The 24,125-nt window shown below is 40.5% G+C and carries 21 protein-coding genes and 2 pseudogenes; 15 read left to right on the top strand and 8 right to left on the bottom strand.

Annotated elements, in window-relative coordinates; genetic code table 11:
- Positions 1 to 142 precede the first annotated feature (142 nt).
- The 5 genes from ACGF49_RS07245 to ACGF49_RS07225 all read left to right on the top strand — a co-directional run bounded on the left by ACGF49_RS07245 (position 143) and on the right by ACGF49_RS07225 (position 6,683).
- The gene (locus ACGF49_RS07245) at positions 143 to 916 is read left to right on the top strand and encodes an amino acid ABC transporter substrate-binding protein (RefSeq protein ID WP_228903260.1); all 774 of its coding nucleotides are present in this window, start codon (positions 143 to 145) and stop codon (positions 914 to 916) included.
- Between the two features lie 272 nt (positions 917 to 1,188).
- Positions 1,189 to 1,890 (top strand): amino acid ABC transporter permease, encoded by a 702-nt coding sequence (locus tag ACGF49_RS07240; RefSeq protein ID WP_113041599.1) that lies wholly within the window; start codon positions 1,189 to 1,191, stop codon positions 1,888 to 1,890.
- The gene (locus ACGF49_RS07235) at positions 1,868 to 2,632 is read left to right on the top strand and encodes an amino acid ABC transporter ATP-binding protein (protein ID WP_228903167.1); all 765 of its coding nucleotides are present in this window, start codon (positions 1,868 to 1,870) and stop codon (positions 2,630 to 2,632) included. Before ACGF49_RS07240 ends, ACGF49_RS07235 begins: the two co-directional genes overlap by 23 nt.
- A gap of 73 nt (positions 2,633 to 2,705) precedes the next feature.
- Positions 2,706 to 3,479 carry an amino acid ABC transporter substrate-binding protein gene (locus ACGF49_RS07230; protein ID WP_113041601.1) on the top strand — a complete coding sequence of 258 codons (774 nt, stop codon included), beginning with the start codon at positions 2,706 to 2,708 and terminating at the stop codon, positions 3,477 to 3,479.
- A 393-nt stretch (positions 3,480 to 3,872) separates the two neighbouring features.
- Positions 3,873 to 6,683, top strand: coding sequence for an RHS repeat-associated core domain-containing protein (locus tag ACGF49_RS07225; protein WP_349010553.1), 2,811 nt, complete (start codon positions 3,873 to 3,875; stop codon positions 6,681 to 6,683).
- A gap of 241 nt (positions 6,684 to 6,924) precedes the next feature.
- Here the strand turns inward: ACGF49_RS07225 and rraB are convergent, their stop codons facing one another.
- Positions 6,925 to 7,332, bottom strand: coding sequence for a ribonuclease E inhibitor RraB (gene rraB / locus ACGF49_RS07220; protein ID WP_113041603.1), 408 nt, complete (start codon positions 7,330 to 7,332; stop codon positions 6,925 to 6,927).
- A gap of 164 nt (positions 7,333 to 7,496) precedes the next feature.
- On the opposite strand from rraB, the gene argF reads away from it, so the two are divergent.
- Both argF and pyrB read left to right on the top strand, forming a co-directional pair.
- Entirely contained in the window at positions 7,497 to 8,513 is a 1,017-nt protein-coding gene (argF, locus tag ACGF49_RS07215) for an ornithine carbamoyltransferase (protein WP_228902952.1), read from the top strand.
- 308 nt (positions 8,514 to 8,821) lie between these two features.
- The gene (pyrB, locus tag ACGF49_RS07210; RefSeq protein ID WP_113041606.1) at positions 8,822 to 9,745 is read left to right on the top strand and encodes an aspartate carbamoyltransferase; all 924 of its coding nucleotides are present in this window, start codon (positions 8,822 to 8,824) and stop codon (positions 9,743 to 9,745) included.
- 100 nt (positions 9,746 to 9,845) lie between these two features.
- Here the strand turns inward: pyrB and ACGF49_RS07205 are convergent, their stop codons facing one another.
- The gene (locus tag ACGF49_RS07205; protein WP_158536513.1) at positions 9,846 to 9,986 is read right to left on the bottom strand and encodes a hypothetical protein; all 141 of its coding nucleotides are present in this window, start codon (positions 9,984 to 9,986) and stop codon (positions 9,846 to 9,848) included.
- 11 nt (positions 9,987 to 9,997) lie between these two features.
- Positions 9,998 to 10,792 carry a sulfite exporter TauE/SafE family protein gene (locus ACGF49_RS07200; RefSeq protein ID WP_349010554.1) on the bottom strand — a complete coding sequence of 265 codons (795 nt, stop codon included), beginning with the start codon at positions 10,790 to 10,792 and terminating at the stop codon, positions 9,998 to 10,000.
- Positions 10,793 to 10,990: 198 nt separating this feature from the next.
- Here ACGF49_RS07200 and ACGF49_RS07195 point away from each other — a divergent pair.
- Positions 10,991 to 11,104 (top strand): annotated as a pseudogene (locus ACGF49_RS07195) (IS982 family transposase); the annotation flags it as partial.
- Between the two features lie 1,642 nt (positions 11,105 to 12,746).
- Here the strand turns inward: ACGF49_RS07195 and ACGF49_RS07190 are convergent.
- A pseudogene (locus ACGF49_RS07190) lies at positions 12,747 to 13,079 on the bottom strand (transposase); the annotation flags it as partial.
- An 851-nt stretch (positions 13,080 to 13,930) separates the two neighbouring features.
- Here ACGF49_RS07190 and pyrI point away from each other — a divergent pair.
- The 4 genes from pyrI to nrdG all read left to right on the top strand — a co-directional run bounded on the left by pyrI (position 13,931) and on the right by nrdG (position 17,747).
- Positions 13,931 to 14,395 (top strand): aspartate carbamoyltransferase regulatory subunit, encoded by a 465-nt coding sequence (gene pyrI / locus ACGF49_RS07185; RefSeq protein WP_113041609.1) that lies wholly within the window; start codon positions 13,931 to 13,933, stop codon positions 14,393 to 14,395.
- Positions 14,396 to 14,488: 93 nt separating this feature from the next.
- Entirely contained in the window at positions 14,489 to 14,875 is a 387-nt protein-coding gene (gene ridA, locus ACGF49_RS07180) for a 2-iminobutanoate/2-iminopropanoate deaminase (protein WP_036810177.1), read from the top strand.
- A 249-nt stretch (positions 14,876 to 15,124) separates the two neighbouring features.
- Positions 15,125 to 17,263 (top strand): anaerobic ribonucleoside-triphosphate reductase, encoded by a 2,139-nt coding sequence (nrdD, locus tag ACGF49_RS07175; RefSeq protein WP_228899425.1) that lies wholly within the window; start codon positions 15,125 to 15,127, stop codon positions 17,261 to 17,263.
- A gap of 19 nt (positions 17,264 to 17,282) precedes the next feature.
- Positions 17,283 to 17,747, top strand: coding sequence for an anaerobic ribonucleoside-triphosphate reductase-activating protein (gene nrdG, locus ACGF49_RS07170; protein WP_113041611.1), 465 nt, complete (start codon positions 17,283 to 17,285; stop codon positions 17,745 to 17,747).
- 2 nt (positions 17,748 to 17,749) lie between these two features.
- Here nrdG and ACGF49_RS07165 read toward each other — a convergent pair whose 3' ends face one another.
- Positions 17,750 to 18,181, bottom strand: a complete 432-nt coding sequence (locus tag ACGF49_RS07165) for a YhbP family protein (RefSeq protein WP_113041612.1) — start codon at positions 18,179 to 18,181, stop codon at positions 17,750 to 17,752.
- 123 nt (positions 18,182 to 18,304) lie between these two features.
- Complete coding sequence (locus tag ACGF49_RS07160; protein ID WP_113041613.1) at positions 18,305 to 18,556, bottom strand: YdgH/BhsA/McbA-like domain containing protein; 252 nt, start codon at positions 18,554 to 18,556, stop codon at positions 18,305 to 18,307.
- A gap of 274 nt (positions 18,557 to 18,830) precedes the next feature.
- On the opposite strand from ACGF49_RS07160, the gene ACGF49_RS07155 reads away from it, so the two are divergent.
- Positions 18,831 to 19,145: a GIY-YIG nuclease family protein gene (locus ACGF49_RS07155; RefSeq protein ID WP_113041614.1), complete on the top strand. Its 315-nt coding sequence runs from the start codon at positions 18,831 to 18,833 to the stop codon at positions 19,143 to 19,145.
- On the opposite strand, the gene ACGF49_RS07150 is transcribed toward ACGF49_RS07155, so the two are convergent.
- Complete coding sequence (locus ACGF49_RS07150) at positions 19,114 to 19,617, bottom strand: GNAT family N-acetyltransferase (RefSeq protein WP_228899432.1); 504 nt, start codon at positions 19,615 to 19,617, stop codon at positions 19,114 to 19,116. The genes ACGF49_RS07155 and ACGF49_RS07150 overlap by 32 nt on opposite strands.
- Complete coding sequence (locus ACGF49_RS07145) at positions 19,611 to 19,907, bottom strand: hypothetical protein (RefSeq protein ID WP_112894248.1); 297 nt, start codon at positions 19,905 to 19,907, stop codon at positions 19,611 to 19,613. Before ACGF49_RS07145 ends, ACGF49_RS07150 begins: the two co-directional genes overlap by 7 nt.
- Before the next feature lie 621 nt (positions 19,908 to 20,528).
- Between ACGF49_RS07145 and ACGF49_RS07140 the strand changes: the two genes are divergently transcribed.
- Both ACGF49_RS07140 and ACGF49_RS07135 read left to right on the top strand, forming a co-directional pair.
- Positions 20,529 to 21,473: a prenyltransferase gene (locus ACGF49_RS07140; protein WP_113041616.1), complete on the top strand. Its 945-nt coding sequence runs from the start codon at positions 20,529 to 20,531 to the stop codon at positions 21,471 to 21,473.
- Positions 21,474 to 21,493: 20 nt separating this feature from the next.
- On the top strand, positions 21,494 to 24,019 hold the full coding sequence (locus tag ACGF49_RS07135) for a phosphotransferase (protein ID WP_228899438.1): 2,526 nt from the start codon (positions 21,494 to 21,496) through the stop codon (positions 24,017 to 24,019).
- Positions 24,020 to 24,125: the final 106 nt, after the last annotated feature.

The following is a 24,125-nucleotide window of genomic DNA, read 5'->3' as shown; positions in this document are numbered from 1 at the left end:
ACAAGTAAAAAGGAAACCAATAATGTAATTCTAGTCCAATTAAATACTCAATTATTTATTGTTATGAACAATTTATTTCAGCGGGAATTATTAAGGTAATAATAAATTAATTCACTAATTTATAACTACCCGGAGAAAAAAAATGAAAACACTTCTTACCCTATTATTGGCAAGCACTATCCAATTCGGTCTCGTATATTCAGCTAATGCAGAAACAACCCTTGATAAGATTAAATCCACCGGCACACTCAGAATAGCAACGGAAGGCGCTTATCCACCATTCACTTATCGCGATGCCTCGGGTACTTTAACTGGCTTCGATGTCGATATTGGCCGTGAAATTGCACACCGATTGAATGTCAAACCAACATTTATTGAAGGAAAATGGGACGGACTTATTGCCGGGCTGGATGCCGGACGTTCTGATGCAGTAATTAATCAAATTGCAATTACACCTGAGCGCAAGAAAAAATATGACTTCTCCATCCCCTATATCACATCGCAAGCGGTACTTATCATTAATAAAGATAATAATAACATAAAAAAATTCAGCGATTTAAAAGGCAAAACCTCAGCACATACTCTAACCAACAACTTCGCCCAAATAGCCAGAGATAATGGCGCAGAAATTATCGGCACTAATGGATTTAGTCAAGAAATCGAACTGGTTAGTACCGGCAGAGCCAATGCCACTATTAATGATAGCCTATCTTATCTGGACTATAAGAAGCATAAGCCAAACGCACCAGTAAAAATTGTTGCAGCAACCCCCAATGCAGCTCAAACCGCGGTTTTGCTCCGCAAGGGCGAGTCAGAACTAAAAGTTGCTATTGATAAAGCAATAACTGACATCAAAACCGATGGCACTTACCAGCGTATCTGGACTCAATATTTTGGCGATAATCTTCCCAAATAAGTGAAAGATTATCTTATTCAGATAGACAGTTCCCTAAAAGTTGAATACAAACGCTAACTAGGGAACTTTATCATCAACCATGTTGAATCGAGTAATCAAAAAATATTTTAGACAAATATTATATATATTAATTTATATAAATTTTTTTATATATCCAAAATAACCATATGATATAACTTTATTTTATATATATAAATTGACAGCTTGCAATATGATATTTAAAAAAATCACATATAAATATATTGTTATATTACACACAATAGGGAAAATATATGGAGCCCTCCTGGTTTAATCTAGTACTCGATTCTTTTTGGCCTATGCTTTATGCGGGCTTTACTTTCACTATTCCACTAACTCTTATTACCTTTACTCTCGGTATCATACTGGGTTTTATTGTTGCGCTCATCCGGCTTTATGGGCCGAAACCACTTATTGCTGTCGCCAAATTCTATGTATGGCTGATCCGCGGCACACCGTTGCTGGTACAACTGTTTCTTATTTTTTATGCCTTACCTAGCATTGGCATTACGTTAGGCGCATTTACCTCGGCAGTGATTGGTTTCACGTTAAATATTGGCGCCTATACCTCTGAGATAATTCGCGCCACTTTATTGTCTGTACCAAAAGGGCAGTGGGAAGCGGCTTATTCTATCGGCATGAGCTGGACACAATCATTGCGTCGGATCATTCTACCTCAAGCCGCAAGAATCGCTATCCCACCACTCTCAAACACATTTATTTCACTGGTGAAAGATACTTCACTAGCCTCAGTCATTACCGTACCGGAGCTTTTCCTTGCTGCACAACGTATTGCAGCGGTGACTTATCAACCTCTCATTCTTTATACTGAGGCGGCAATACTTTATCTGATAATCAGTTCAGTATTGTCATCACTACAAGCCCATCTGGAAAAGAAGTTTTCGCAAAAGAGTGACACACAGGAATTAAAAGATGATTCAACTCTCCGGCATTGAAAAAAGTTTTGACGGGCAAAAGGTCCTGAAAAAAATCGATCTTACCATTGAGGAAGGCAGCCTGACCGCACTGATTGGCCCGTCTGGAAGTGGCAAAAGCACGCTATTACGCTGCATCAACTTATTAGAAACTCCCCAGGCTGGAAAGCTCCAGATCGGCAATGAAAGCATGACCTTCACCGGCAAAGGACGGATTGCTCACAAGGATATACAACGGATCCGCCAACAAACCGGCATGGTGTTTCAAAACTTTCAGCTTTTCCCTCACCTCACCGTGATTGAAAACATCATGGAAGGGTTAATCTGGGTTCAGAAATGGTCACGTGAACAGGCCAAACAACGAGCGCTTGAACTACTGGAAAAGGTTGACATGTCACACAAGGCCGATGTCTTTCCAACCACACTATCCGGTGGTCAGCAACAGCGCGTAGCGATTGCCAGGGCACTGGCACCTTCACCTAAAGTGTTATTATGCGACGAGCCAACTTCCGCACTTGATCCGGAATTATCACAGGAAGTTGTTGCCGTATTAAAGCAATTGGCCAAAGAGGGAACTACAATGTTAATGGCTACCCATGATCTGCGTTTGGCAGCAAATCTTGCCCACGACGTCATATTTTTAGAATCCGGGGAGATCGTCGAATCGGGAACGTCGAAAACGATTTTCACTCGCGCCCTTAAACAACGTACTGTGGAATTCGTTTCAACCTTAACCAATACTTTACCGGATTGGGAGATATAACCCACCGTTAAAATAACCTTGCCGTCATTGATCTTACCATCAAATAGATTTCTTAACAGTTTGGAGAAAGAAAATGAAAATGTTGTTTACCGCATTATTAGCGGGTGTCATTCAATTCGGTATTGCATATTCTGCTAATGCAGAATCTGGCCTTGATAACATTAAATCAGCAGGCGTATTCAAAATTGCTACCGAAGGAACCTATCCACCATTTACTTATCACGATGCTTCAGGAGCCTTAACTGGATTTGATATTGATATTGGCCGCGAAATCGCACGACGTCTGAATGTCAAAGCCCAGTTTACCGAAGGCAAGTGGGATGGGCTTATTGCCGGGCTTGATGCCAAACGCTATGACGCGGTACTCAATCAGGTCGCTATTACGCCAGAACGCAAAAAGAAATATGACTTTTCCGCACCGTATATCATATCTAAAGCCGTACTTATCACCCGGCAAAATAATGACAGTATAAAAACGTTTAGCGATCTGAAAGGTAAAACCTCAAGTCATAGCTTAACCAGTAATTACGCCCAGTTAGCAAAACGTTTCGGTGCGGAAATCGTCCCTACCGAAGGATTTAATCAGGCAATCGATTTAGTTGCTACGGGCAGGGCTGATGCCACTATCAACGATAATCTGTCCTATCTCGATTTTAGGAAACACAAACCCAATGCACCGGTAAAAGTTGTCGCGTCCGAACCCAATGGCGATCCAGTCGGTGTGCTAATTCGTAAAGGCGAGCCAGAATTACAAGCCGCTATCGATAAGGCACTAGCCGATATCAAAGCCGATGGCACCTATCTACGCATTTCCACTCAATATTTCGGTACTGATGTTTCTAAATAAGAAAATAACCGCCTCTTCCTACAAGAGGTGGTTATCTATTTATCAATTAATTATCTCTCTTTTTACATTCAAAAAATTTCAATCATTATGAAATTAATCTCTTCTCGTTAACGATTATTTTAAATATATATTCAATGCAGTTATTAATTAATTTACCTTAATCACAATTAAATAATTAAAATATTTATTTCGGTGTAAAAACATCATTTAATAACAATAATTTATTTCCCTATTAGTATTCTATCCTTATCTATTGGAATATTAATTCTCATACTGTCAACCTCAAAAATTATCACGCTATTCTGTTAAAGATTTTACTCATTCCATAGTAAAATCTCAGGCCGTTACTATTAAACCGGCTAACAGATTAAAACAACATTAAGGAACTGCAATATGAGTCGTTACAATTCTGCAATTAACCGAAATACTCCATCTGTCAGCGTACGAGATAATCGAGGATTGAATATACGTACGCTGGAATACCTGCGTACTCAAATTGATGAAACCAATAGCAACGAATTGATCACGCGTTATCAATTTAATACTCAAGGATTTCAAGTAAAAAGCACGGACCCACGTAGATATAAAAATCAGAGTGGCTCAAACTTCACTCGTATCTTTAGTCTCGCTGGTAATACTCTGCGTGAAGAAAGTATCGATGCTGGCCGAACCATTACCTTGAACGATATCGAAGGCCGTCCAGTACTGACTATCAATGCAATCGGCACCCGTCAGACCCATCACTATGAAGGTAATACCTTGCCCGGCCGCTTGCTGGCTGTCACCGAGTCAATACAAAAGAACGAGAAAACTACAGAGCGCTTTATTTGGGCAAACAATACAGATGCAGAGAAAAACCAGAATCTCGCCGGGCAATGTATACGCCATTATGACACGGCGGGGCTGGTACAATTGGAAAGTTTGTCCTTAACCGGCGCGGTCTTATCACAATCCCGTCAATTAATAGCCGACGATCAGGAAGCTGATTGGCGCGGTGATGATGAAAATAGTTGGCGTACAAAACTGAATGACAACATATTCACGACTCAAAATAAAACTGATGCTATTGGTGCTCTACTAACCCAAATCGATGCCAAGGGAAATATACAGCGGCTAGCCTATGATATAGCAAGTCAATTGAAAGGTAGCTGGTTAACATTAAAAGGACAATCCGAAAAAGTTATTGTGCAGTCTATTACCTGGTCAGCAGCCGGACAAAAATTACGAGAAGAACACGCTAATGGCGTTATTACGGAATATACCTATGAACCAGAGACCCAACGATTAATTAACATTACAACCCGCCGGATTAAAGATAGTACAAAACCACTACAGGATTTACGTTATGAATATGATCCCGTTGGCAATGTGATCAATATTCGTAATGATGCAGAAGCAACCCGATTCTGGCGTAATCAGAAAATAGTACCGGAAAATGCGTATGCCTATGATTCTCTGTACCAACTCACCAAAGCAACCGGCCGCGAAATGGCTAACATTGGTCAGCAAGGAAGCCAGCTTCCTCCTTTAATTACCCCTCTTCCTATCGATGACAACACCTATACTAACTATACTCGCACTTATACTTACGACGATAGCGGCAACCTGACACAAATCCGGCATAGTGCTCCAGCAAGTAACAATAACTACACCACAAATATCACTATCTCAAACCGTAATAACCGTGGTGTCCTGAGCACGCTCACCAACGATCCCAATCTCGTTGATACATTCTTTGATGCTGGTGGTCATCAAACCAGTCTGTTATCAGGGCAATCCTTAAACTGGACTCCACGAGGAGAGCTACAACAAGTGAACCAAAGTGGTAACACCGCACACGAGTGGTACCGCTATGACAGTGACGGAATACGGCTACTGAAAATAAATGCACAACAAACATCCAATACCACGCAACAACAACGAGTTACTTACCTGCCAGGATTGGAATTACACACCACACAAAGCGGTGCCAATATCACTGAAGACTTGCAAGTTATTGCTGTCGGGCAAGCAGGAAGAGCACAAGTACGCGTACTACACTGGGAAAAGGGCCAACCTACCGGTATAAATAACGATCAAATCAGATATAACTACGATAATCTTACACACAGCAGCGAATTAGAACTGGATATTCATGGAGAAATTATCAGTTGGGAAGAGTATTACCCCTATGGCGGCACCGCAGTATGGGCGGAGAGAAACCAAGTTGAAGCCGGTTACAAAACCATTCGTTATTCAGGCAAAGAGCGTGATGCAACGGGACTGTACTATTACGGCTACCGTTATTATCAACCGTGGGCCGGTAGATGGTTAAACGCTGACCCGGCTGGAACAGTAGATGGCCTGAATTTGTACCGTATGGTAAGAAATAATCCAATGACTGGCATAGATGAAGATGGGCGTATATTTAAAACCGTAGCAACAGGTGCATTAGGCGTTGGCGGTATAGCATACGAACTGTATAAACATAAAAATCAACAAGTTGAAAGACCTCAGATGCCATCTCCTGCTTCTGAATCCTATGGTGATCAACAAGTCAGCAAAATCACTCAAAAAGCGAGTGCTTTAAAAGCAAACTATGACCCGATTAAGCAGATGGCCCATAACATAACGGGACGCAAAGAAGCCGCAGAACATCTCGCACAGGGACAAGTCCCTGGCGCTCAAGCAATAAAAGAAGGAGCAAGTTTAGTCGCAGCTGCCGGAGAGTTTGCCGCGGCTGGCGATGTAGGTGAACTCAACAAAACCGCGCTAACAAAAGCCGCCGGCACCGACGCAATTAATAATTTTAGTCTCACCTTGGACGGTATAAAAAAGGTATTTAAGGCAGGTGCGGCTACCGCTACCGTCACCCCAGAAAAATTGGAAGAGCTGCAAAAAACAACTGATGATTTAAAAGAGGTCGCAACAGATACGCTAATTACCGGGGCATCGCTAGGTGCAACGGTCGGCGCCACACTGGATACCGCCGCCGCAGTTGTGCCACATCCGGTAGCAAAAGTAGCATTCAAAGGTCTGTCATTGGCATGGAAAGTTACTGGAATTGTTCACACCGCAGAAGAATTAAGCGAACTTGCAGAAAAACATAAGGATCTGGTTTCTAATGAGCTAGGACAAGAATTAAAAAGGGAAGTCACCGAAGCAAACCAAATTAGGAGAGGAACTATTCTTTCAAAAGTCAGGGAACATGGTTTGATAAGATAGTCTATTTTAAATGCAATGGTCCTTATTCGCCAAAGCAGATAAGGACTATTTTGTTTTGAATCATATGTATCAATCACGACCAGAACTAACACAGGATTCTTAATATACTGATTATACCCGTCATCTTTCAAGTTGCCTCTTTGTTGGCTGCACTCACTCACCCCGGTCTCATCGTTATCTATGCTCCCGGGGATTCGCTCCCTTGCCGTCGCGATGCATCTTGAAATCCATAGGGTATATACTAATGAAGTCTACTCTCACCCTGCTCCGGCAAATCATCTTCATCTTGCTCATCAGGATCTTCGAAGTAAGTGCCCCAACCGTCATAATTAATGCCAATTTTTTCAGCCAGATTCACTAACTGTTCAACCTGGGCATCGATCAGTTCTGCATTCAATCCACACTCACTGATAACATCACAACACATCAGAATAGTACCATCTTCGACTTCCAATTCTTCCGCATCAGTCACTTCATAACCCAGTTTAAAGGCTTCAACCGCAGCCTTTTCCAACAGACTAAAATCCTCAGCAGAAAAGTGATGCTCAATGGTATAAAGTGCATCTGGATCACTACCATCTTCCAGTAATTCTTCAATAATAAGCCGCGTTTCTTCGCGTTGTTCTTCTAAGTCTCTTTGATTTGCCATACCTAATATCCTCAAGCAGTTGGCCGTCCCAATACTCATTCTCCCACACCACAGGCGGGCTAACCACTGTTTACATCAAAGAAATCCAATACGGAGTTGAAATTGCATTTTTATAGATATAGATTGAATTTAAATGCAAACAATAAATACGGAGACACCAAACAATGAATCCGTTCCATCAGCGTCATTTCCTAAGGTTACTTGATTTTTCCTCAGCAGAAATTCATGCCTTGTTAAGACTATCTGCTGAATTAAAATCGACTAAAAAATCTGGTACAGAAAAAGCCCTGTTAACAGGCAAAAATATTGTGCTGATTTTTGAAAAAGATTCCACCCGTACCCGCTGTTCATTTGAAGTGGCAGCTTACGATCAAGGAGCAAATATCACCTACCTCGGTTCCAGTGGCAACCAGATTGGTCATAAAGAATCGATCAAAGATACCGCCCGTATACTTGGCCGTATGTATGACGGTATTCAATATCGCGGCTATGCCCAGACAATCGTTGAATCACTGGCAAAATATGCAGGTGTTCCGGTATGGAATGGGCTAACAGATGAATTTCACCCTACTCAGCTACTGGCAGATCTGCTAACTATTCAGGAACATCAACCAGAAAAACCGTTGTCAGAAATCAAATTCGCCTACTTGGGGGATGCCCGTAACAATATGGGTAATACCATGCTAGAAGCCGCGGCACTAACGGGTATGGATGTTCGGTTGATTGCCCCTGAAAAGTACTGGCCCAATGCCGCGCTGGTGACTGAATGTCAGAAACTGGCTGAAAAAACAGGAGGCCAAATTACCCTGACGGAAAATATCGCCGAGGGGGTTAAAAATACCGATTTTCTTTATACCGATGTCTGGGTTTCTATGGGCGAGCCAAAAGAAGTTTGGCAACAACGCATTAACCTACTGAAACCTTATCAAGTGAATATGGATATGGTGAACATGACAGGCAATCCACAGGTAAAATTCCTGCACTGTCTGCCAGCATTTCATAATGAAGAAACGACATTAGGCAAACAACTCGCTGCTGAGTTTAATATGTATGGAGGGCTGGAAGTGACTAATGAAGTTTTTGAATCAGAGCACAGTATTGTGTTTGATCAAGCAGAAAATCGCCTACATACCATTAAAGCGGTAATGGTAGCAACTCTAGCAAATGATCTTAAAATCTAATTAGTTGGGATATCCTCAGGATTATGTCTTTAAAGATATGATCCTGCCAATATTATTTTTCTTTGGTCGAATGCTTGCTGTAATATTTTTCACGAGTATAATGCGCCACAATTTGCCGGGAGAAATCATGAAAGACAGCGCTGATTTTTGTCATAAAGCACAACTGCCTGAAAAAAGAAGGCAACTAGCCGTCATTGTTTTCCCGTTGCTAAACCAATCATTTAACGCCCCTCAATGAGGGGCTTTTTTTTGCCCGGTAATCAATTCATGATCGCCACCCGGATGTCAGCATTAGAGGAGAGTGAAAAATGGCTAATCCGTTATATCGCAAACATATCATCTCAATAAATGATCTGAGCCGCGAAGATCTGGAATTGGTGTTGCAGACTGCTGCTGCACTGAAAGCCAGACCACAACCTGAATTGCTGAAACCCAAGGTTATCGCCAGTTGTTTCTTCGAAGCTTCCACCCGCACTCGCCTCTCTTTTGAAACAGCAATCCACCGCCTTGGCGCTTCAGTTGTCGGTTTCTCAGACAGCAGCAACACTTCCCTAGGTAAGAAAGGTGAAACGCTAGCCGATACTATTTCCGTTATCAGCCAATATGTTGACGCCATCGTGATACGCCATCCACAGGAAGGCGCCCCGCGTCTGGCTTCTGAATTTTCCGGTGACACTCCGATTATCAATGCCGGTGACGGCGCCAACCAACATCCGACTCAAACCTTGCTGGATCTGTTCACTATTCAGGAAACTCAGCAACGGCTGGATAGTTTGAATATCGCGATGGTTGGTGATCTGAAATATGGCCGCACGGTCCATTCGCTATCACAAGCGCTGGCGAAATTTAATGGCAACCACTTTTATTTTATCGCCCCGGAAGCGTTGGCAATGCCAAGCCATATTCTTCATATGCTGAATGAAAAAGGTGCAACCTACAGCCAACACGCTAATATTGAAGAAGTATTACCGGAGCTAGATATTCTTTATATGACTCGTGTACAGAAAGAGCGTCTTGATCCATCCGAATATGCCAACGTAAAAGCACAATTTGTTCTGCGTGCTTCCGATCTGATCGGAGCGAAAGAGAACCTCAAAGTTCTGCATCCGTTGCCACGTATTGATGAAATTACTGTCGATGTCGATAAAACGCCCTATGCTTATTATTTCCAACAGGCAGAAAATGGGATTTATGCTCGTCAGGCTCTATTATCTTTAGTTTTAAATGAATGATTAAAGTAAAGAGAATATATTCAATTCGAGAATATAATTGACCATATTAATTTTCAAGTCAATCCAAAATACTTCTTGCCCATTAACGGGCAAGATAAAATTACCTATACCCGTCATCTTCCAAGTTGCCTCTTTGTTGGCTACACTCACTCACCCCGGTCACAGAGCTATCTATGCTCCCGGGGATTCGCTCCCTTGCCGTCGCGATGCATCTTGAAATCCATCGGATATAGGTTATCAAAAGTAAATGTATTACGAAAATAACATACTTAATCCAATAAAATACAATAATACTGTAAAGGCAATTCTTAGTTTTCTTTCTGGAAGCGTATTGGCTAATTTTGTTCCTAACAATGCTCCTGGTATTGTTGGTATTATGAATAGCCAGAGATAATTATAATTTAAAAAACCTATATTTCCAGGTGGTAAGTTGTTTTTATTTAGGCCGAGTGATACCATAAATATTAGTACAAATACAGAATACAACCAGACTACAACAGTTGTTGTCCCTATTGATTTTTTAATATTTAAGCCAATGCTCTCATAATAAGGAACAACAAATGAAGCTGCCCCGGACAAAGTTGATATTAATCCTAGTAAAAAACAACCAATATAACGAAATGACCAGCCAAGATCTCTATTTGTATTATTTTGTTGGGTATTGGAAATTAATTTTTGTGTTGACCTAATCGCCAAAATTAATGTTGCTAAAGAAAAGACATATATAACCAATTGGCTTGAAACAACAGTCATGGTAAAACAACCTAGTATTGAGCCGATTATAATTAGTGGAGAAGACCATTTTAGAACATTCCAATCAATATGGTTGTATTTGTGATGTTTAACAATAGCAACTAGACCAGATATCATTAGAGAAGCTATCATCGTTGTGATGCTAGTTTGCATGATATAACTAGAATTTGGGTTAGCATAAGATAAAAATAAATAAATTGTAGGAGTAAAAATCAAACCCGCTCCCCCACCAAAGAGCCCAGATAGTATACTTCCAGCAAATGCAGATATTATAATTAATATATCTATATACATACACGCACCTTACATTAACCCAAATTATGGATAAGAAATTGACGAGAAGCGTTCCAAGAGCAAAGTTTTGGTACACACCAAAAACAGCTCCGAGGTGGAACAGGTTATAGACAAGTTAGCTGAGATTTTCTGTGATGTCGATGATTTCTCCCGTTTTTTCATCCCTCAATGGGAACGATTTTCCCACCTTGCTCAGTAATCAAAGGATTTATGTTGACCGTTTTAGGCGGTTTGATTGTTTATTGCCTTAAATGGAAGAAGCCATCACTGAAAGTTTTCTATTCAGAAGACGATTTTTCAGTGACGGCTTAAACAGAATTCGGGTTGCATTTATAATATTTATTCTTAAATGAAAACAACCTATTAGAAGTGGTAGCGTCTTGATTTTAGAGATTTGATTACGTCCTTCTGTAGCAAAATCAATTCCGCCTTCTATGAAGGCAGATTTTTACTATAGGATAAGCCAATCTCTGCACGAAATAGCTCTACTAAATATTGAATTATCATTTATAACATCTAGCATAGAATAGCTATTTTGTATCAATTCAAGCCTTACTAATTCTGGGTCTGTTTTATCTTGAAATAACCTAGTTGCAGTGTGAAATCCTCGATTGATGCCAAGACCATGTCTAAAGTCTGTGCTAGCTAGACTATCTCCGACAGCGCAAGCTGTTACTGAAGAAATTTGATTATGTAATGAATTATTATCATTCGAAAAGATAAGATTAATTTTTGTTGTTACTTTATTTGTTGATAACCATCTCTCGGTTCTAGATGGTACAAAAATAACTCTAATTTTCATTAAATCTAAAAAGTTTTCTTCAAGATTAGCATATGTGTTTTCTATAGTTACTCTTTTATCTATTATCCTACGAACGACTAAAGCAAGACTGTCTGCCTCTGACCAATTGAAACCTTGCAAGTAATTAATGAATTCTAATCCATTAATACCGGAAAGTTTATTTCTTCTAATCGTATTGAATAAGTCAACTGCTCTTTTATATAGAAAATGATCTTTCTTAAGAGATGTTATTTTGTCTAAGAATGGTGGTAATTTTATTGAAAAAGGTGTTGTATCAAATTTCAGAAATGGTAATTTAGTACTCGTGTGATTTATAGAATACCCACATTCTTCAAAAAATTCACTAAATTTATCAGATGGATATGAGAATTCAGCTACAGATGAGTTTCCTTCGCTAAAAAAGATTGTATTTTCATGACAGTCATGAAATTCAGTTTTTTTATTTTCAACATGAGACATTTCATGTTCTGGCCAGGTCATTTTTAGAGCTGAACCATATTCATACTCACTTTCGAATTGAATGCCTATTGTTTTATTCATTAAGATGGAATGATAACCAGTTGCATCTACAATTAATTCCGGGTTTAAATTTTTTAAAATACTATTATCATCAAAGTGCTCTGTAAAAATAGAAATTGAAACAATATCATTGTCAGAAGATATATCTTTTAATCCTACCATAAAAAAACGATTTTTATAAAATTTTTCCATATTTTCTAGAATGGTGGATTGTATGTTTTTTATACTCATGTGATCTAAATCACTATACTTCTTCCGATTATCTTCATAATCTTCTTTAAGTACTCCATGAGGACACTTTTTCACTATTTCTGGAAGATAAGAGAGAGAAAAAAGCTTTCGATGAAATTGTACAACCATTGATCTTTCTGCCCAGCCTTTAAAGGTGTAAGCAGAAATAAATCGCTTATCTAATATCAATACATTTTCCGCAAAATTATTTTCTAATATTTTAAAAGCAGAAAATAGACCAATTGGGCCAGCCCCTAAGACAATAACCGTTTCGTATTTATTATTCATATATACCCACTTAACTTGAAGATGCAGGATTCTAAACCTGGAAGTTGTCATTAATACGGTACGACAGGTTCCCGGCAAGTTCCGGTAATATTTCCGTAAAAAAGCGATGTATTTATCCCACTCTTCTTTTACAAGACGGATAACAACCTGTGTGGTGGGCAGAAGATTCGCAGTCAGATAAGCAATAAGTGCCTGAGTCTGTGTTTCGCTGAGATAGTCCTGAGAGCCGCCATTTTCGGGCTTCCATTTGCGGTGATTAAGGTAATCGCTGATATGACGATTAACGGTCGTTTCATGAAGACGCAGAGCCTGAGCGATCATCACTGAACTCCAGCCCTCAGAGGCCAGCAGAATCGCTTTGATACGATCACATTCCCTCTTATCACGACAGGTGTGATGGAGGTGTTCAAGTTCGGCTTTTTGTCCATCGGTAATGAATATTTCCATGACTGATACCATGAGCCTTATTTTGGGGAAAACCAAACAGTTTCAATAAGCACGGGTATATTTCCGTATAATTAAAATAACTTTTAGTTAAAAAATAAAATTTAATTTTTGCAAGCCCTCTTTTTAAGTTAAAAAGATAGATACGTTTCTTAGTATTTTTTAAAAACTCTTGAATTTTATATAACTCAATTAGAGCATTCTTTAATCTCCCTTGGATTCACATTATAAGATTAAATACTGAACGAACCATGTTCTCCATTTAAAAGTAATATCATGGGTAAATTGATTTTCTTTTTGAAATAGCACCCATTTATAGAAAATGGCGTGTTCATAAGTGGATTTTTTATATATTAAAAAACATGCTTTCATTTTAAATCATTTCAAAAAAAATTAATACTGTTTTTATATGAATTTGCTTTTTTTATTTCAAGTATTTATTTTTCATTTTATTAATTATACCAACTTATTATTAACTTTTAATATATTTACAGAAAAGTAATATTTTTAGTTATTAACCGTCATTCCGCACCTAATTCCTGATTTAAAATAAGTATCTCTCGACCAGCTAGCCGGCTTTCATGGGGCATACCGCTGCCTTTCTGTACTTCAAAATGAAATTTCACTATTTCTGTGCTAACTCACGCTCTCTGCGGGGATATGGCTTTCTGATATTCCTTGATAGATTGTCCTGTCAGGAGGAGATTGGGAATAATTTGTAGTACTGAATCACCGACGCTTTATCTGGATAAACGAGGTACCACCGCCTAAAATGGAAGACGTGTCGATTCTTAATAATATTCTGGAGGATGAATACAGAAAGTTGTCACTAAAATGTATTCATATAAAACACGATGACCCAAGATCATAAACTACAAGTCGAAGCGATTAGATGCGGTACGGTGATTGACCATATCCCGGCTCAGGTCGGCTTCAAACTACTCTCTCTGTTTAAGCTAACTGAAACCGATCAACGCATTACCATCGGCCTGAATTTACCTTCCAATCAACTAGGTAAAAAAGATCTCATCAAAATCGAAAATACATTCCTGACAGAACAGCAAGCTAACCAACTTGCTATGTATGCGCCGAATGCCACAGTGAACTGTATTGAAGACTATGAAGTTGTGAAGAAACTCCCCATTAACTTGCCTGAGCGTATCGATAGCGTATTAGTCTGCCCTAACAGCAACTGCATCAGCCACAATGAACCCGTAGAAAGCAGTTTTCGAGTCAAAGTGACAACGGAAGATGTGGTGCTAACCTGCAAATACTGCGAGAAAGAATTTGACCGCAATGTGGTGATACTCAACGAATAAATGATCTAATGTCAGTTGCTGAGGCAAAAGCGAACACTATAATAGTACCCTTAATGAAATATTCATTCAGTTATCACATTAACAGGAGAACCTATGTCATACGAGATTAATACCAATAAAGCCCCTGCTGCAATTGGTCCATATGTTCAGGGTGTTGATCTAGGCAATATGGTCATCACTTCCGGCCAGATTCCAGTCAACCCAGAAACAGGTGATGTCGCAGAAGATATCGCCGCTCAAGCTCGTCAATCACTGGAAAATGTTAAAGCTATCGTTGAGAAAGCCGGTCTCACTGTAGGTGACATTGTTAAAACAACTGTCTTCGTTAAAGACCTGAATGACTTCGGTACCGTTAACGCAACCTATGAAGCATTCTTCAAAGAACACAATGCATCTTTCCCGGCACGTTCTTGTGTTGAAGTAGCTCGTCTACCAAAAGACGTTAAAATCGAAATCGAAGCTATCGCGATTCGTAAATAATCCCTGCCCTGTTTTCTACAACCCCTTGGTTAGTTACTGACCAAGGGGTTGTACTTCTCACTGGACCTTAAATATTAAGTCTTCATTCTTTGTTTCAGATCAAATGAGATCGTGATTATCTCACCGAAAATTACTATATATTGTGTTTAAATATAAAAATAAAACCATATATAGTAATATCTATCTTTAAGCTGGATATCAAAACGAGAATAGTTGCCCTTTTGGATAACATTCTCAAGGAGTCATATTGTGAAAACTGTTGTGATAAAACGGGATGGTCACCAGGTACCATTTGATGAAACACGTATCAGAGATACCGTAAAACGGGCCACTTCTGCCGTTGGCATGACGGATGATGAGTATTGTATCCAAGTTGCATCCACAGTAACGCAATCAATGGCTAACTACAGGCAAGTTGATGCACAAGATATTCAGAACGCAATAGAAAAGCAATTGATAGCAGACAACCATAAGCACCTTGCCCATCGCTATATTCAATATCGTCACGACAGAGATACTGTCCGAGAATTACACAGCCGACTTAATCAAGAAATCCGTGGTTTAATTGAACAGAGTAACGTTCCCCTGCTCAATGAGAACGCCAATAAAGACAGCAAAGTGATTCCAACTCAACGGGATCTGCTGGCCGGGATTGTTGCTAAAAATTATGCCAAACAATATATTCTGCCGCGTAATGTGGTATTGGCTCACGAAAGAGGCGAAATCCACTATCATGATCTCGATTATTCCCCCTTTTTCCCAATGTTTAACTGTATGCTAATCGACCTAAAAGGCATGCTAACCAGTGGGTTCAAAATGGGTAATGCCGAAATAGAACCACCAAAATCCATTTCAACCGCAACAGCGGTAACGGCTCAAATTATCGCTCAGGTTGCCAGCCATATTTATGGCGGTACCACCATCAATCGTATAGATGAAGTATTAGCCCCCTTCGTTAAAGCCAGCTATGAAAAACACTTGGCGATTGCCGAAGAGTGGGATATCACCAATAAAAAATCTTATGCCGAAGTACGAACAGAAAAAGAGTGTTATGACGCTTTTCAATCACTGGAATATGAAGTTAATACACTGCATACCGCCAACGGACAAACTCCTTTTGTCACTTTTGGCTTTGGTCTGGGTACATCAAAAGAATCCCGTCTAATCCAACAATCTATTCTGCGTAACCGCATTACTGGTTTGGGTAAGAACCACAAAACAGCGGTGTTCCCCAAACTGGTATTTGCTATCCGTGATGGCCTAAATCACAAACTCGGCGATCCTAACTACGATATCAAGCAACTGGCTCTCAAATGTGCCAGTAAGCGCATGTACCCAGATATTCTTAACTATGATCAAGTGGTTAAGGTCACAGGCTCCTTTAAAACCCCAATGGGTTGTCGCAGTTTCCTCGGTGTTTATGAGGAAAAGGGGGAACAAATTCATGAAGGACGCAATAACTTAGGGGTTATCAGTTTGAACCTGCCTCGGATAGCTATCGAAGCCAAAGGAGATGAAAAACATTTCTGGCAATTACTAGACAAACGTCTGGCACTGACAAAGCAAGCACTAATGACCCGTGTTACCCGCTTGGAAAGTGTCAAAGCACGAGTTGCACCAATCCTTTATATGGAAGGTGCCTGCGGGGTTCGCTTGAAAGCCGATGATCATATCGCTGAAATCTTCAAGCATGGCCGGGCTTCTATCTCCCTAGGCTATATTGGTATTCATGAGACCATTAACGCATTGTATGGCAATCAAGTTCATCTATTTGATGATCAACAATTACGTGTAAAAGCACTCTCAATTGTTGATCATCTGCGAAAAGCCACTGATCAATGGAAAAAAGAGACAGGTTACGGTTTCAGTTTGTACAGCACACCAAGTGAAAATCTATGTGACCGTTTCTGCCGCCTTGACACCGCTGAGTTTGGAGTGATTGAAGGAGTGACAGACAAAGGTTATTACACCAACAGCTTCCATCTTGACGTTGAAAAGAAGGTCAATCCTTATGACAAATTGGATTTTGAAGCCCCTTATCCACCACTAACAAATGGCGGTTTTATCTGTTACGGCGAATATCCTAATTTGCAACATAATCTAAAAGCACTGGAAGATGTCTGGGATTACAGCTACTCACGTGTCCCTTATTACGGTACCAATACCCCCATCGACGAATGCTATGACTGTGGATTCGCCGGTGAATTCTCCTGTACCAGTAAAGGGTTTACCTGTCCACGTTGTGGCAATCATGAACCTTCCAGAGTATCAGTCATCCGCCGCGTCTGTGGTTATCTGGGAAGTCCCGATGCCCGCCCATTCAATGCAGGCAAACAAGAAGAAGTGAAACGCAGAGTAAAACATCTGACAAATGGGCAATTAGGCTAATTTAAGGCAGGCTGACAACGTGAATTACCACCAATACTACTCTGTTGATGTGGTCAACGGCCCCGGAACCCGCTGCACACTATTTGTCGCGGGGTGCGAACATCAATGCCCCGGTTGTTATAACAAAAGTACCTGGCGGGTGCACTCCGGCCAACCATTTACGCAGGAAATGGAAGACCGTGTAATTTTTGATTTACAGGACAAACGCATTAAACGACAAGGACTATCTTTATCTGGTGGAGATCCCCTACATCCACACAACACATCCGCAATCCTGAAATTGGTAAAACGGGTTAAAGCAGAGTGCCCAGACAAGGACATTTGGCTTTGGACGGGTTATCGGCTAAAGGGACTTAGCGAAATTCAACGGGAAATTACCAGCTATATTAATGTGCTAGTGGATGGCAAGTTTATACAAGATCTTTATGAACCCGGTTTACTATGGCGTGGTAGCTACAACCAGATTATTCATAGATTAAGATAATTTTATCGCTGCCAGCAGATTTTTTTACCAAATCCAAGCGTATTATCAGTCATCTTTATTTCATTGAGATTCAGTTGCCAAATAGGTGTTTTAACAGCAATTGCCACAGGAAAACGGCGGCAATAACGTGCTCTGGCCGCTTTATCTTTTTCACCCTCAAGACGAATGACTTCTCCTTTGAACTGAATACCTTTTATCTGTGCAATATTACGAATCTGCCCGGCAATAGTACCTGCAACCTGTGGATTTACCTGTATCATTTCACCGTGGCGAGTATGACGTTCAGTCATAAACCAGAAGGCTATTTCATCGGCATTGAAAACATAGAAACAATTTGCGCACCAAATATCATCACCGGTTGCTGTACAAAGTGTTAGAACATGCTGTCTTGCGAGGTATCTGTGGATAATCTGAAAGTTTTCAGTCGCGTTCACTCTCTCTCCAATAGCAGAATTGTATCTGCCTAGAAGCGCAGAACCACGCCGGGATAAACATCATCCTACGGCGTGTTCTGATATCTCCTGACAGGGACAGGGTTCAGTATGCTCTACTATAAATTAGTTATAGATCTCAGCAACACCTGATAATTGATTCTTACCGCTGGCAGAGACAATGCGGAAAGAAGATGCGCCTGCTTTGTCAGCTTTTTTGGACAATTCGGTACTTAGGGTTTCCAAAGTATCAGCCCCTGTTACAGAAACTACACCAATTTTAGGGGAAGAAGAAGTTTGAACTTCTGTTGCCGCCATACTACCAAAAGAGATAGCACTTAAAGCTAAAGCAACAGCGATATATTTTACGTTTTTCATATTATGATCCTTGATCAATTTTTAGTGGAATGAGTTACTCTCTGTGATGTGGATCATAGTATGCTCTAAAGGCCGGAATAAAAATTAGCAATTATTGCTATTCTATTTCAATTTTTTTGAATAAACAATGCGACGTATAGCAAATTGATATGTAACAGGTTTTATAAAACTGTTATATTGTAATAACTTAAACTAAATTATTCAGAAAAATGATATAGAAAAATGTTCGAGTAAAATATAAATATCAAAAATAGAAAACTCAGAAAAAAATTATATGGCTGAAAATCAATGGGTTCTTTACTTACTGAAAACAAAATCAGGAATGCTTTATACCGGGATAACAACAAATATTCACCGCCGTTTTGCACAACATAAAAACGGGAAAGGAGCCAAATCACTGAGGGGGAAAGGACCGTTACAGCTAGTTTTCAGTAGTCATGCCGGAGACCGCTCCAATGCCTCACAGCTGGAATATCAAGTAAAACAATTAAGTAAACAGCAAAAAGAGAGGCTGGTTATTTGCCAGCCCGTCTGTATAGCAGAATATTTAGCATCAATTAAAAACGGTCAAAGTATGGGGAGTAAGTAACCAACCCCTTATGGTCAGCCAAAGAACTATCAGCTAATTCATATACCTGAAAATAAGATTCACACGTTGACCACTGGCAATGCAACTGATGCTCACTGGCAAGCGTAAAACCAAACCGGCGATAGTAGTGTGGATCACCTAAAACAACGACGACACCATAACCAAATTCATTCAGGCTATCCAAACCTTCATACACCAGCTTTTCACCAATCCCCTGCCGACGATATTCTTCAACAACCGCTAACGGCGCCAGACCAACCCATTGGTGATCTTCACCATTAATATCCACCGGACTAAAAGCCACGTAACCGATTACCTGGCCTTCGTCATCAGTAGCAACCACCCCTAACGTCAATAATCCATCTTCCCGCAATTGTTGGACCAATTCCGCTTCTGCCGGGGTATCAAAAGATTTCCGTAATAACTGATCTATTCCCGCTGCATCTACAGGAATTTCTACTCTGATCAACATGATAATCGCGCAAGATCGTGCTGATCCACGCCCTCCGGCAAACTCGCTTCTATACACTCAGCCAATTGGAACAAACCCGCACAAAGAACAGCAAGCATGAACTTCAACGCTATCGTATCTACCAAATTTTTAACACACAACCCTAATTCTGTACGAATAACTATTAGAACCAGATAATTGGCTTCGTCGCTGAAACTAACCTCTTCCTGCTTATACTGGTTGACAACTAAATGACTATCACGGACAGTAATAAACCAGTGCAGAGTAAGATTGTGGATTTTTCCTAACACAGCTCAGACTCCTTACTTGATAAAGTAACGTAGCTATCTAGCCAAAATATATCGGCATTCGCCCGATCCTACATCAAGAATCCAATACAGACCTAACTGTAAATTTTACCTTTTAACTATGAGGGTAATATCTGACTATAAACTGCGCTAAATCAAAACATCCCACCACTAATTCAATTACAATTACTAATCATTCATTACTTTATTCCGGTATTTTATATGTAGTAACTTTGCCCCCACAAAAAATTTATTTACGGAACAAAGTTGTCGTCGATAACGGAGAAGAACTTATCTATATCTGTCTGAAATATGATATTAAAGTCCATGATTCCTTAATCCCAATGGAAACAAAAGCATCTCATAAACATACAGTTATAGAAAAAAATGTAAACATAAGTTGCATGATGAAATTAAAATTTACACATACTGATTATAGCCGATTGCAAACTTTTGGCTTAATGTATGGCATCAGTCCATATGTATTTCTTAAATTATTGAGAGAGATAATGCTAAAAAGCACGCATCGGATTTATTAAGATTTGCTTCTGGATTGATTATCCTTGGGCTGAATTGTCACAAACGTATATAGTTTAATCCTTATACAATAAATAGGAACGGTGTATGGAAAGCCAAGATATTTATTCAAAATTCATTGGTAAGAGGATAAAGCTATGGATGGATGAGCGTTTCCCGCTACAAAATGCGCCGCTTTTCTTTATCTTTTATATCATCAGCTATTCCGTAGCTTTTTATTCAATAGGGGAAAAGCCAGTTTTGACATGGGAGATCCTTCTCGGTTGCCTGATGTCCTTCTCCTATTTTTTACTATTACGGATATTCGATGAGCATAAAGATTACCAACTGGATTGTGAACATCATCCACAACGGATTTTACAACGCGGTATTATTACGCTGAAAAATCTACGGGTACTTGGTATCTGTTGTATCGCATTACAATTAGGTGGAAGTCTATTTCTAGATCGGGGAATTGGCTCAGTTACTTTTGCCTGGCTGTTAGTCTTTATCTGGACCTGTCTTATGGGGAAAGAATTCTTTATCGGTGAATGGCTAAACCAACACCTTACTTGGTATGCCATTTCCCATATGCTGGTAATGCCACTCATTATCTGGTGGTTAGGCAATATCGCCAGTCCTAACCTCACATTCACTTTTCCAATATGGGTTTTAATGGGGTTGTGCTTCTTTTCTGGATTCAGTTTTGAAATTACACGCAAGTGCAAAGGCCCAGATGAAGAACGTCTGGAAATACCGACCTATTCATCTATTTTCGGCAGAAAAGGAGCCGTTGCTATTATCGCGGCATTACTCACTGTAATGTTGGCGTTACAGATTTGGCTAATCAATATCACCACTGATGGTATAGCGTTATGGGCGTTAATTATCTTGGTCGTTTGTTATGTGTTGTGTCTATGGCAATTAGGCAAATTCCTCTATAGCCCCACCATCAAGAATCGCAAACGCGATGAAGCTGTCGTGGGAATATTCATGGTGCTAGGTTATTCAGTTTGCACTGCTAGCATCTTAATAAAGCTTGGGTTTGCTTAGGCATTAAAGGAAATATAGTTATGTTGCAAAAGAATATCCCATCATATGTAAGTGATGCATCAGATAATACCACTGATCACATAGAAAACTGTGCGCGAGGTTCTATTCTAGAATTGTCACGTGACATATTCAGCATCAAAAAACACCAAGGAACATCTACCGTCCGTACAGATACAACCCAAGTAAAACTATTGCCCCGCCGCCACCTCTACACCTACACCGAGGAAGCGCGACAAAAGCGTCTGGATTATTTGGCAAAACATACCGGGCATGCATTGGAACACGTGGCAGATACTCATCTGGATGCGACCAAACTGACAAAAACCATTGAGGGATTTATTGGTTCAATAGAAATCCCCGTGGGGATCGCCGGCCCTCTCTTGATAAAGGGACAATACGCTCAAGGGGTATATTATGCTCCACTTGCTACCACAGAGGGCGCTTTGATTGCTTCGGTATCCCGTGGTTCTTCCGTTATTACGCAATCAGGGGGGACGACCGCGCGTGTACTCGGTCAACGCATGATACGAGCCCCTCGTTTTGAATTTCATAGCGTCTCGCATAGCATTATGTTCAGTGATTGGATCAAAGAACATATCAGCGAATTACGGTATGAAATAGGACGCCATTCCAAACATGCGCAATTGTTGGAAATAAATCCACATATCATTGGTCGCAGCGTCCATTTGCAATTTATCTACAATACAGCCGCTGCGGCAGGTCAAAATATGACCACCGTTTGCACTTGGTATGCATGTCAATGGATCCAACAGCAATTAGCCAAAATGGCGTTTATACCACTACGTCACTTTATGATCGATGGTAATACATCTAGTGATAAAAAGGTGTCTTATCAACCTTTCATCGAAGGTCGTGGAACTCGTGTAGTGGCTGAGGTTTATTTAGATGCTGAATCCTGTCAGCAAATCTTGCGAGTCACACCACAACAACTTGTCACGGCTTATCATCATGTCTGCGAAGGAGCTATTGCCTCAGGGATGATCGGCATGAATATTAATGCCGCAAATGTAATTGCCGGGATGTTTACCGCTCTAGGGCAGGATATTGCCTGTGTACATGAATCGTCAGTCGCCCACCTGCACATGACATTAACTGCCGATAACCGCGTCTATTGCAGTATTACACTGCCTTCTCTGATCATCGGTACTATCGGTGGCGGAACGTATTTACCACACCAACGTGAATGTCTGAACATGTTGGGCTGCACCGATGAAAATGGCACCGCCCGCCTGGCGGAGATCATCGCCAGCTATTGTCTGGCCCTTGATATTTCAACATTGTCAGCTATTGCTGCGGATGAATTCGCTCAATCACATGAAAGACTTGGCCGCTATCGCCCTGTCACCACTAACAATATCACTGCACACACCCCACAGGAACTTGATCTCTCCTTCTTCCAGCAAGCAGATTTTAACCCTGTGTTACAAGGGGCCCATTTAACCACGATCAATCCTAAATTTTCTGGCGGTGATGAACACAGCATGCTGACGCATCTGAGCTCGAATTATGCGGAACGTTTAATTGGCTTATTTCCTTTTTCCATGACGACATCCGCACAGCATAATTTACCCGTAATGCTGAAACTGAAACCTTTGGGAACAGAGGTCGTCGAGATGGTACTGGATATTGCCAAACACTGCTCTTCCGAGTTGTTTGCCGTTTTCCAAGATTTTGCACATCAGCTTGAATTTAACCAAAGCCATAGCCGTGAGCTGGCTATTATGAATCAGCAAGATCCACGGTTGATGCGCTACATTCCAGTTATCTATGGTGTAATTGAAAACGAAGCAACCGGAACTTATGCCCTGATTGAAGAATTGCTCCACGATATGGTGTTAATGAACAATATTAACCTGGAAACACCTTGGGAGCAGCGCCACCTTGAAGCCGCCATCCGAGGAATAGCCGATATTCACTCTATCTGGTTGGGACGGGAAGAAGAGCTCACGTGGAAATTCTCGCAACTACAAATTCCGAATGCCGATACGGTTTCACAGATGAAGCCCCTGTGGCAAAAACTGGGCAATTTTATCCACCAAACGTTCCCTGAGTTGTTCACTGCCGAAGAACATAAAGATTTCCAGCACTGGGTAGACAATGCCTCCACCTGGTGGAAAGAGATCGAACAGATGCCCAGGACATTGATCCACGGTGATTTCAACCCACGCAATATTGCCTTCCGACAACAGGAAACCGGCTTACATTTATGCGCTTGGGATTGGGAATTGTCTACTTTGCATCTCCCCCAGCGCGACCTGGCAGAACTTCTGGCTTTTAGCTTAGACCCACAAAGTGATGCAGATAAGGTAGCTTATTATATTGAACTACACCGGGTTGAACTTGAGCAAAAATCGGGGATCTCCCTCGATCCAATAATTTGGCATCGTGGCTATGAATTAGCGCTGCATGATTTATGGATGAGAAGGATTCCGCTTTACATGATGGCACACAATGTTGTTGGCTACCCATTTATGGAGCGCACAATGAAAACGCTCCGCTGGCTTATTTCATTAACACGGAATTAATAATCAACCGAATAAACTATTTAATTTACTCTTCCTCTAAAATAAGGGTGCAGCAATAGCTTGTAATACATTCATATCTTATTGATCTATTCACGCCAACAATATT

It is taken from the genome of Photorhabdus sp. RM96S, assembly GCF_042879335.1.
Lineage (GTDB): Bacteria > Pseudomonadota > Gammaproteobacteria > Enterobacterales > Enterobacteriaceae > Photorhabdus > Photorhabdus kayaii.
Note: the sequence above shows the minus strand (reverse complement) of the source record. Positions and strands in the feature narration are given on the sequence as shown.

Bases quoted from the DNA above. Each gene is read 5' to 3' on its own strand.
- ACGF49_RS07245 (WP_228903260.1), top strand. From the start codon at position 143: ATGAAAACACTTCTTACCCTATTATTGGCAAGCACTATCCAATTCGGT.
- ACGF49_RS07240 (WP_113041599.1), top strand. From the start codon at position 1,189: ATGGAGCCCTCCTGGTTTAATCTAGTACTCGATTCTTTTTGGCCTATG.
- ACGF49_RS07235 (WP_228903167.1), top strand. From the start codon at position 1,868: ATGATTCAACTCTCCGGCATTGAAAAAAGTTTTGACGGGCAAAAGGTC.
- ACGF49_RS07230 (WP_113041601.1), top strand. From the start codon at position 2,706: ATGAAAATGTTGTTTACCGCATTATTAGCGGGTGTCATTCAATTCGGT.
- ACGF49_RS07225 (WP_349010553.1), top strand. From the start codon at position 3,873: ATGAGTCGTTACAATTCTGCAATTAACCGAAATACTCCATCTGTCAGC.
- rraB (WP_113041603.1), bottom strand. From the start codon at position 7,332: ATGGCAAATCAAAGAGACTTAGAAGAACAACGCGAAGAAACGCGGCTT.
- argF (WP_228902952.1), top strand. From the start codon at position 7,497: ATGAATCCGTTCCATCAGCGTCATTTCCTAAGGTTACTTGATTTTTCC.
- pyrB (WP_113041606.1), top strand. From the start codon at position 8,822: ATGGCTAATCCGTTATATCGCAAACATATCATCTCAATAAATGATCTG.
- ACGF49_RS07200 (WP_349010554.1), bottom strand. From the start codon at position 10,792: ATGTATATAGATATATTAATTATAATATCTGCATTTGCTGGAAGTATA.
- pyrI (WP_113041609.1), top strand. From the start codon at position 13,931: ATGACCCAAGATCATAAACTACAAGTCGAAGCGATTAGATGCGGTACG.
- ridA (WP_036810177.1), top strand. From the start codon at position 14,489: ATGTCATACGAGATTAATACCAATAAAGCCCCTGCTGCAATTGGTCCA.
- ACGF49_RS07160 (WP_113041613.1), bottom strand. From the start codon at position 18,556: ATGAAAAACGTAAAATATATCGCTGTTGCTTTAGCTTTAAGTGCTATC.
- ACGF49_RS07155 (WP_113041614.1), top strand. From the start codon at position 18,831: ATGGCTGAAAATCAATGGGTTCTTTACTTACTGAAAACAAAATCAGGA.
- ACGF49_RS07150 (WP_228899432.1), bottom strand. From the start codon at position 19,617: ATGTTGATCAGAGTAGAAATTCCTGTAGATGCAGCGGGAATAGATCAG.
- ACGF49_RS07140 (WP_113041616.1), top strand. From the start codon at position 20,529: ATGGAAAGCCAAGATATTTATTCAAAATTCATTGGTAAGAGGATAAAG.
- ACGF49_RS07135 (WP_228899438.1), top strand. From the start codon at position 21,494: ATGTTGCAAAAGAATATCCCATCATATGTAAGTGATGCATCAGATAAT.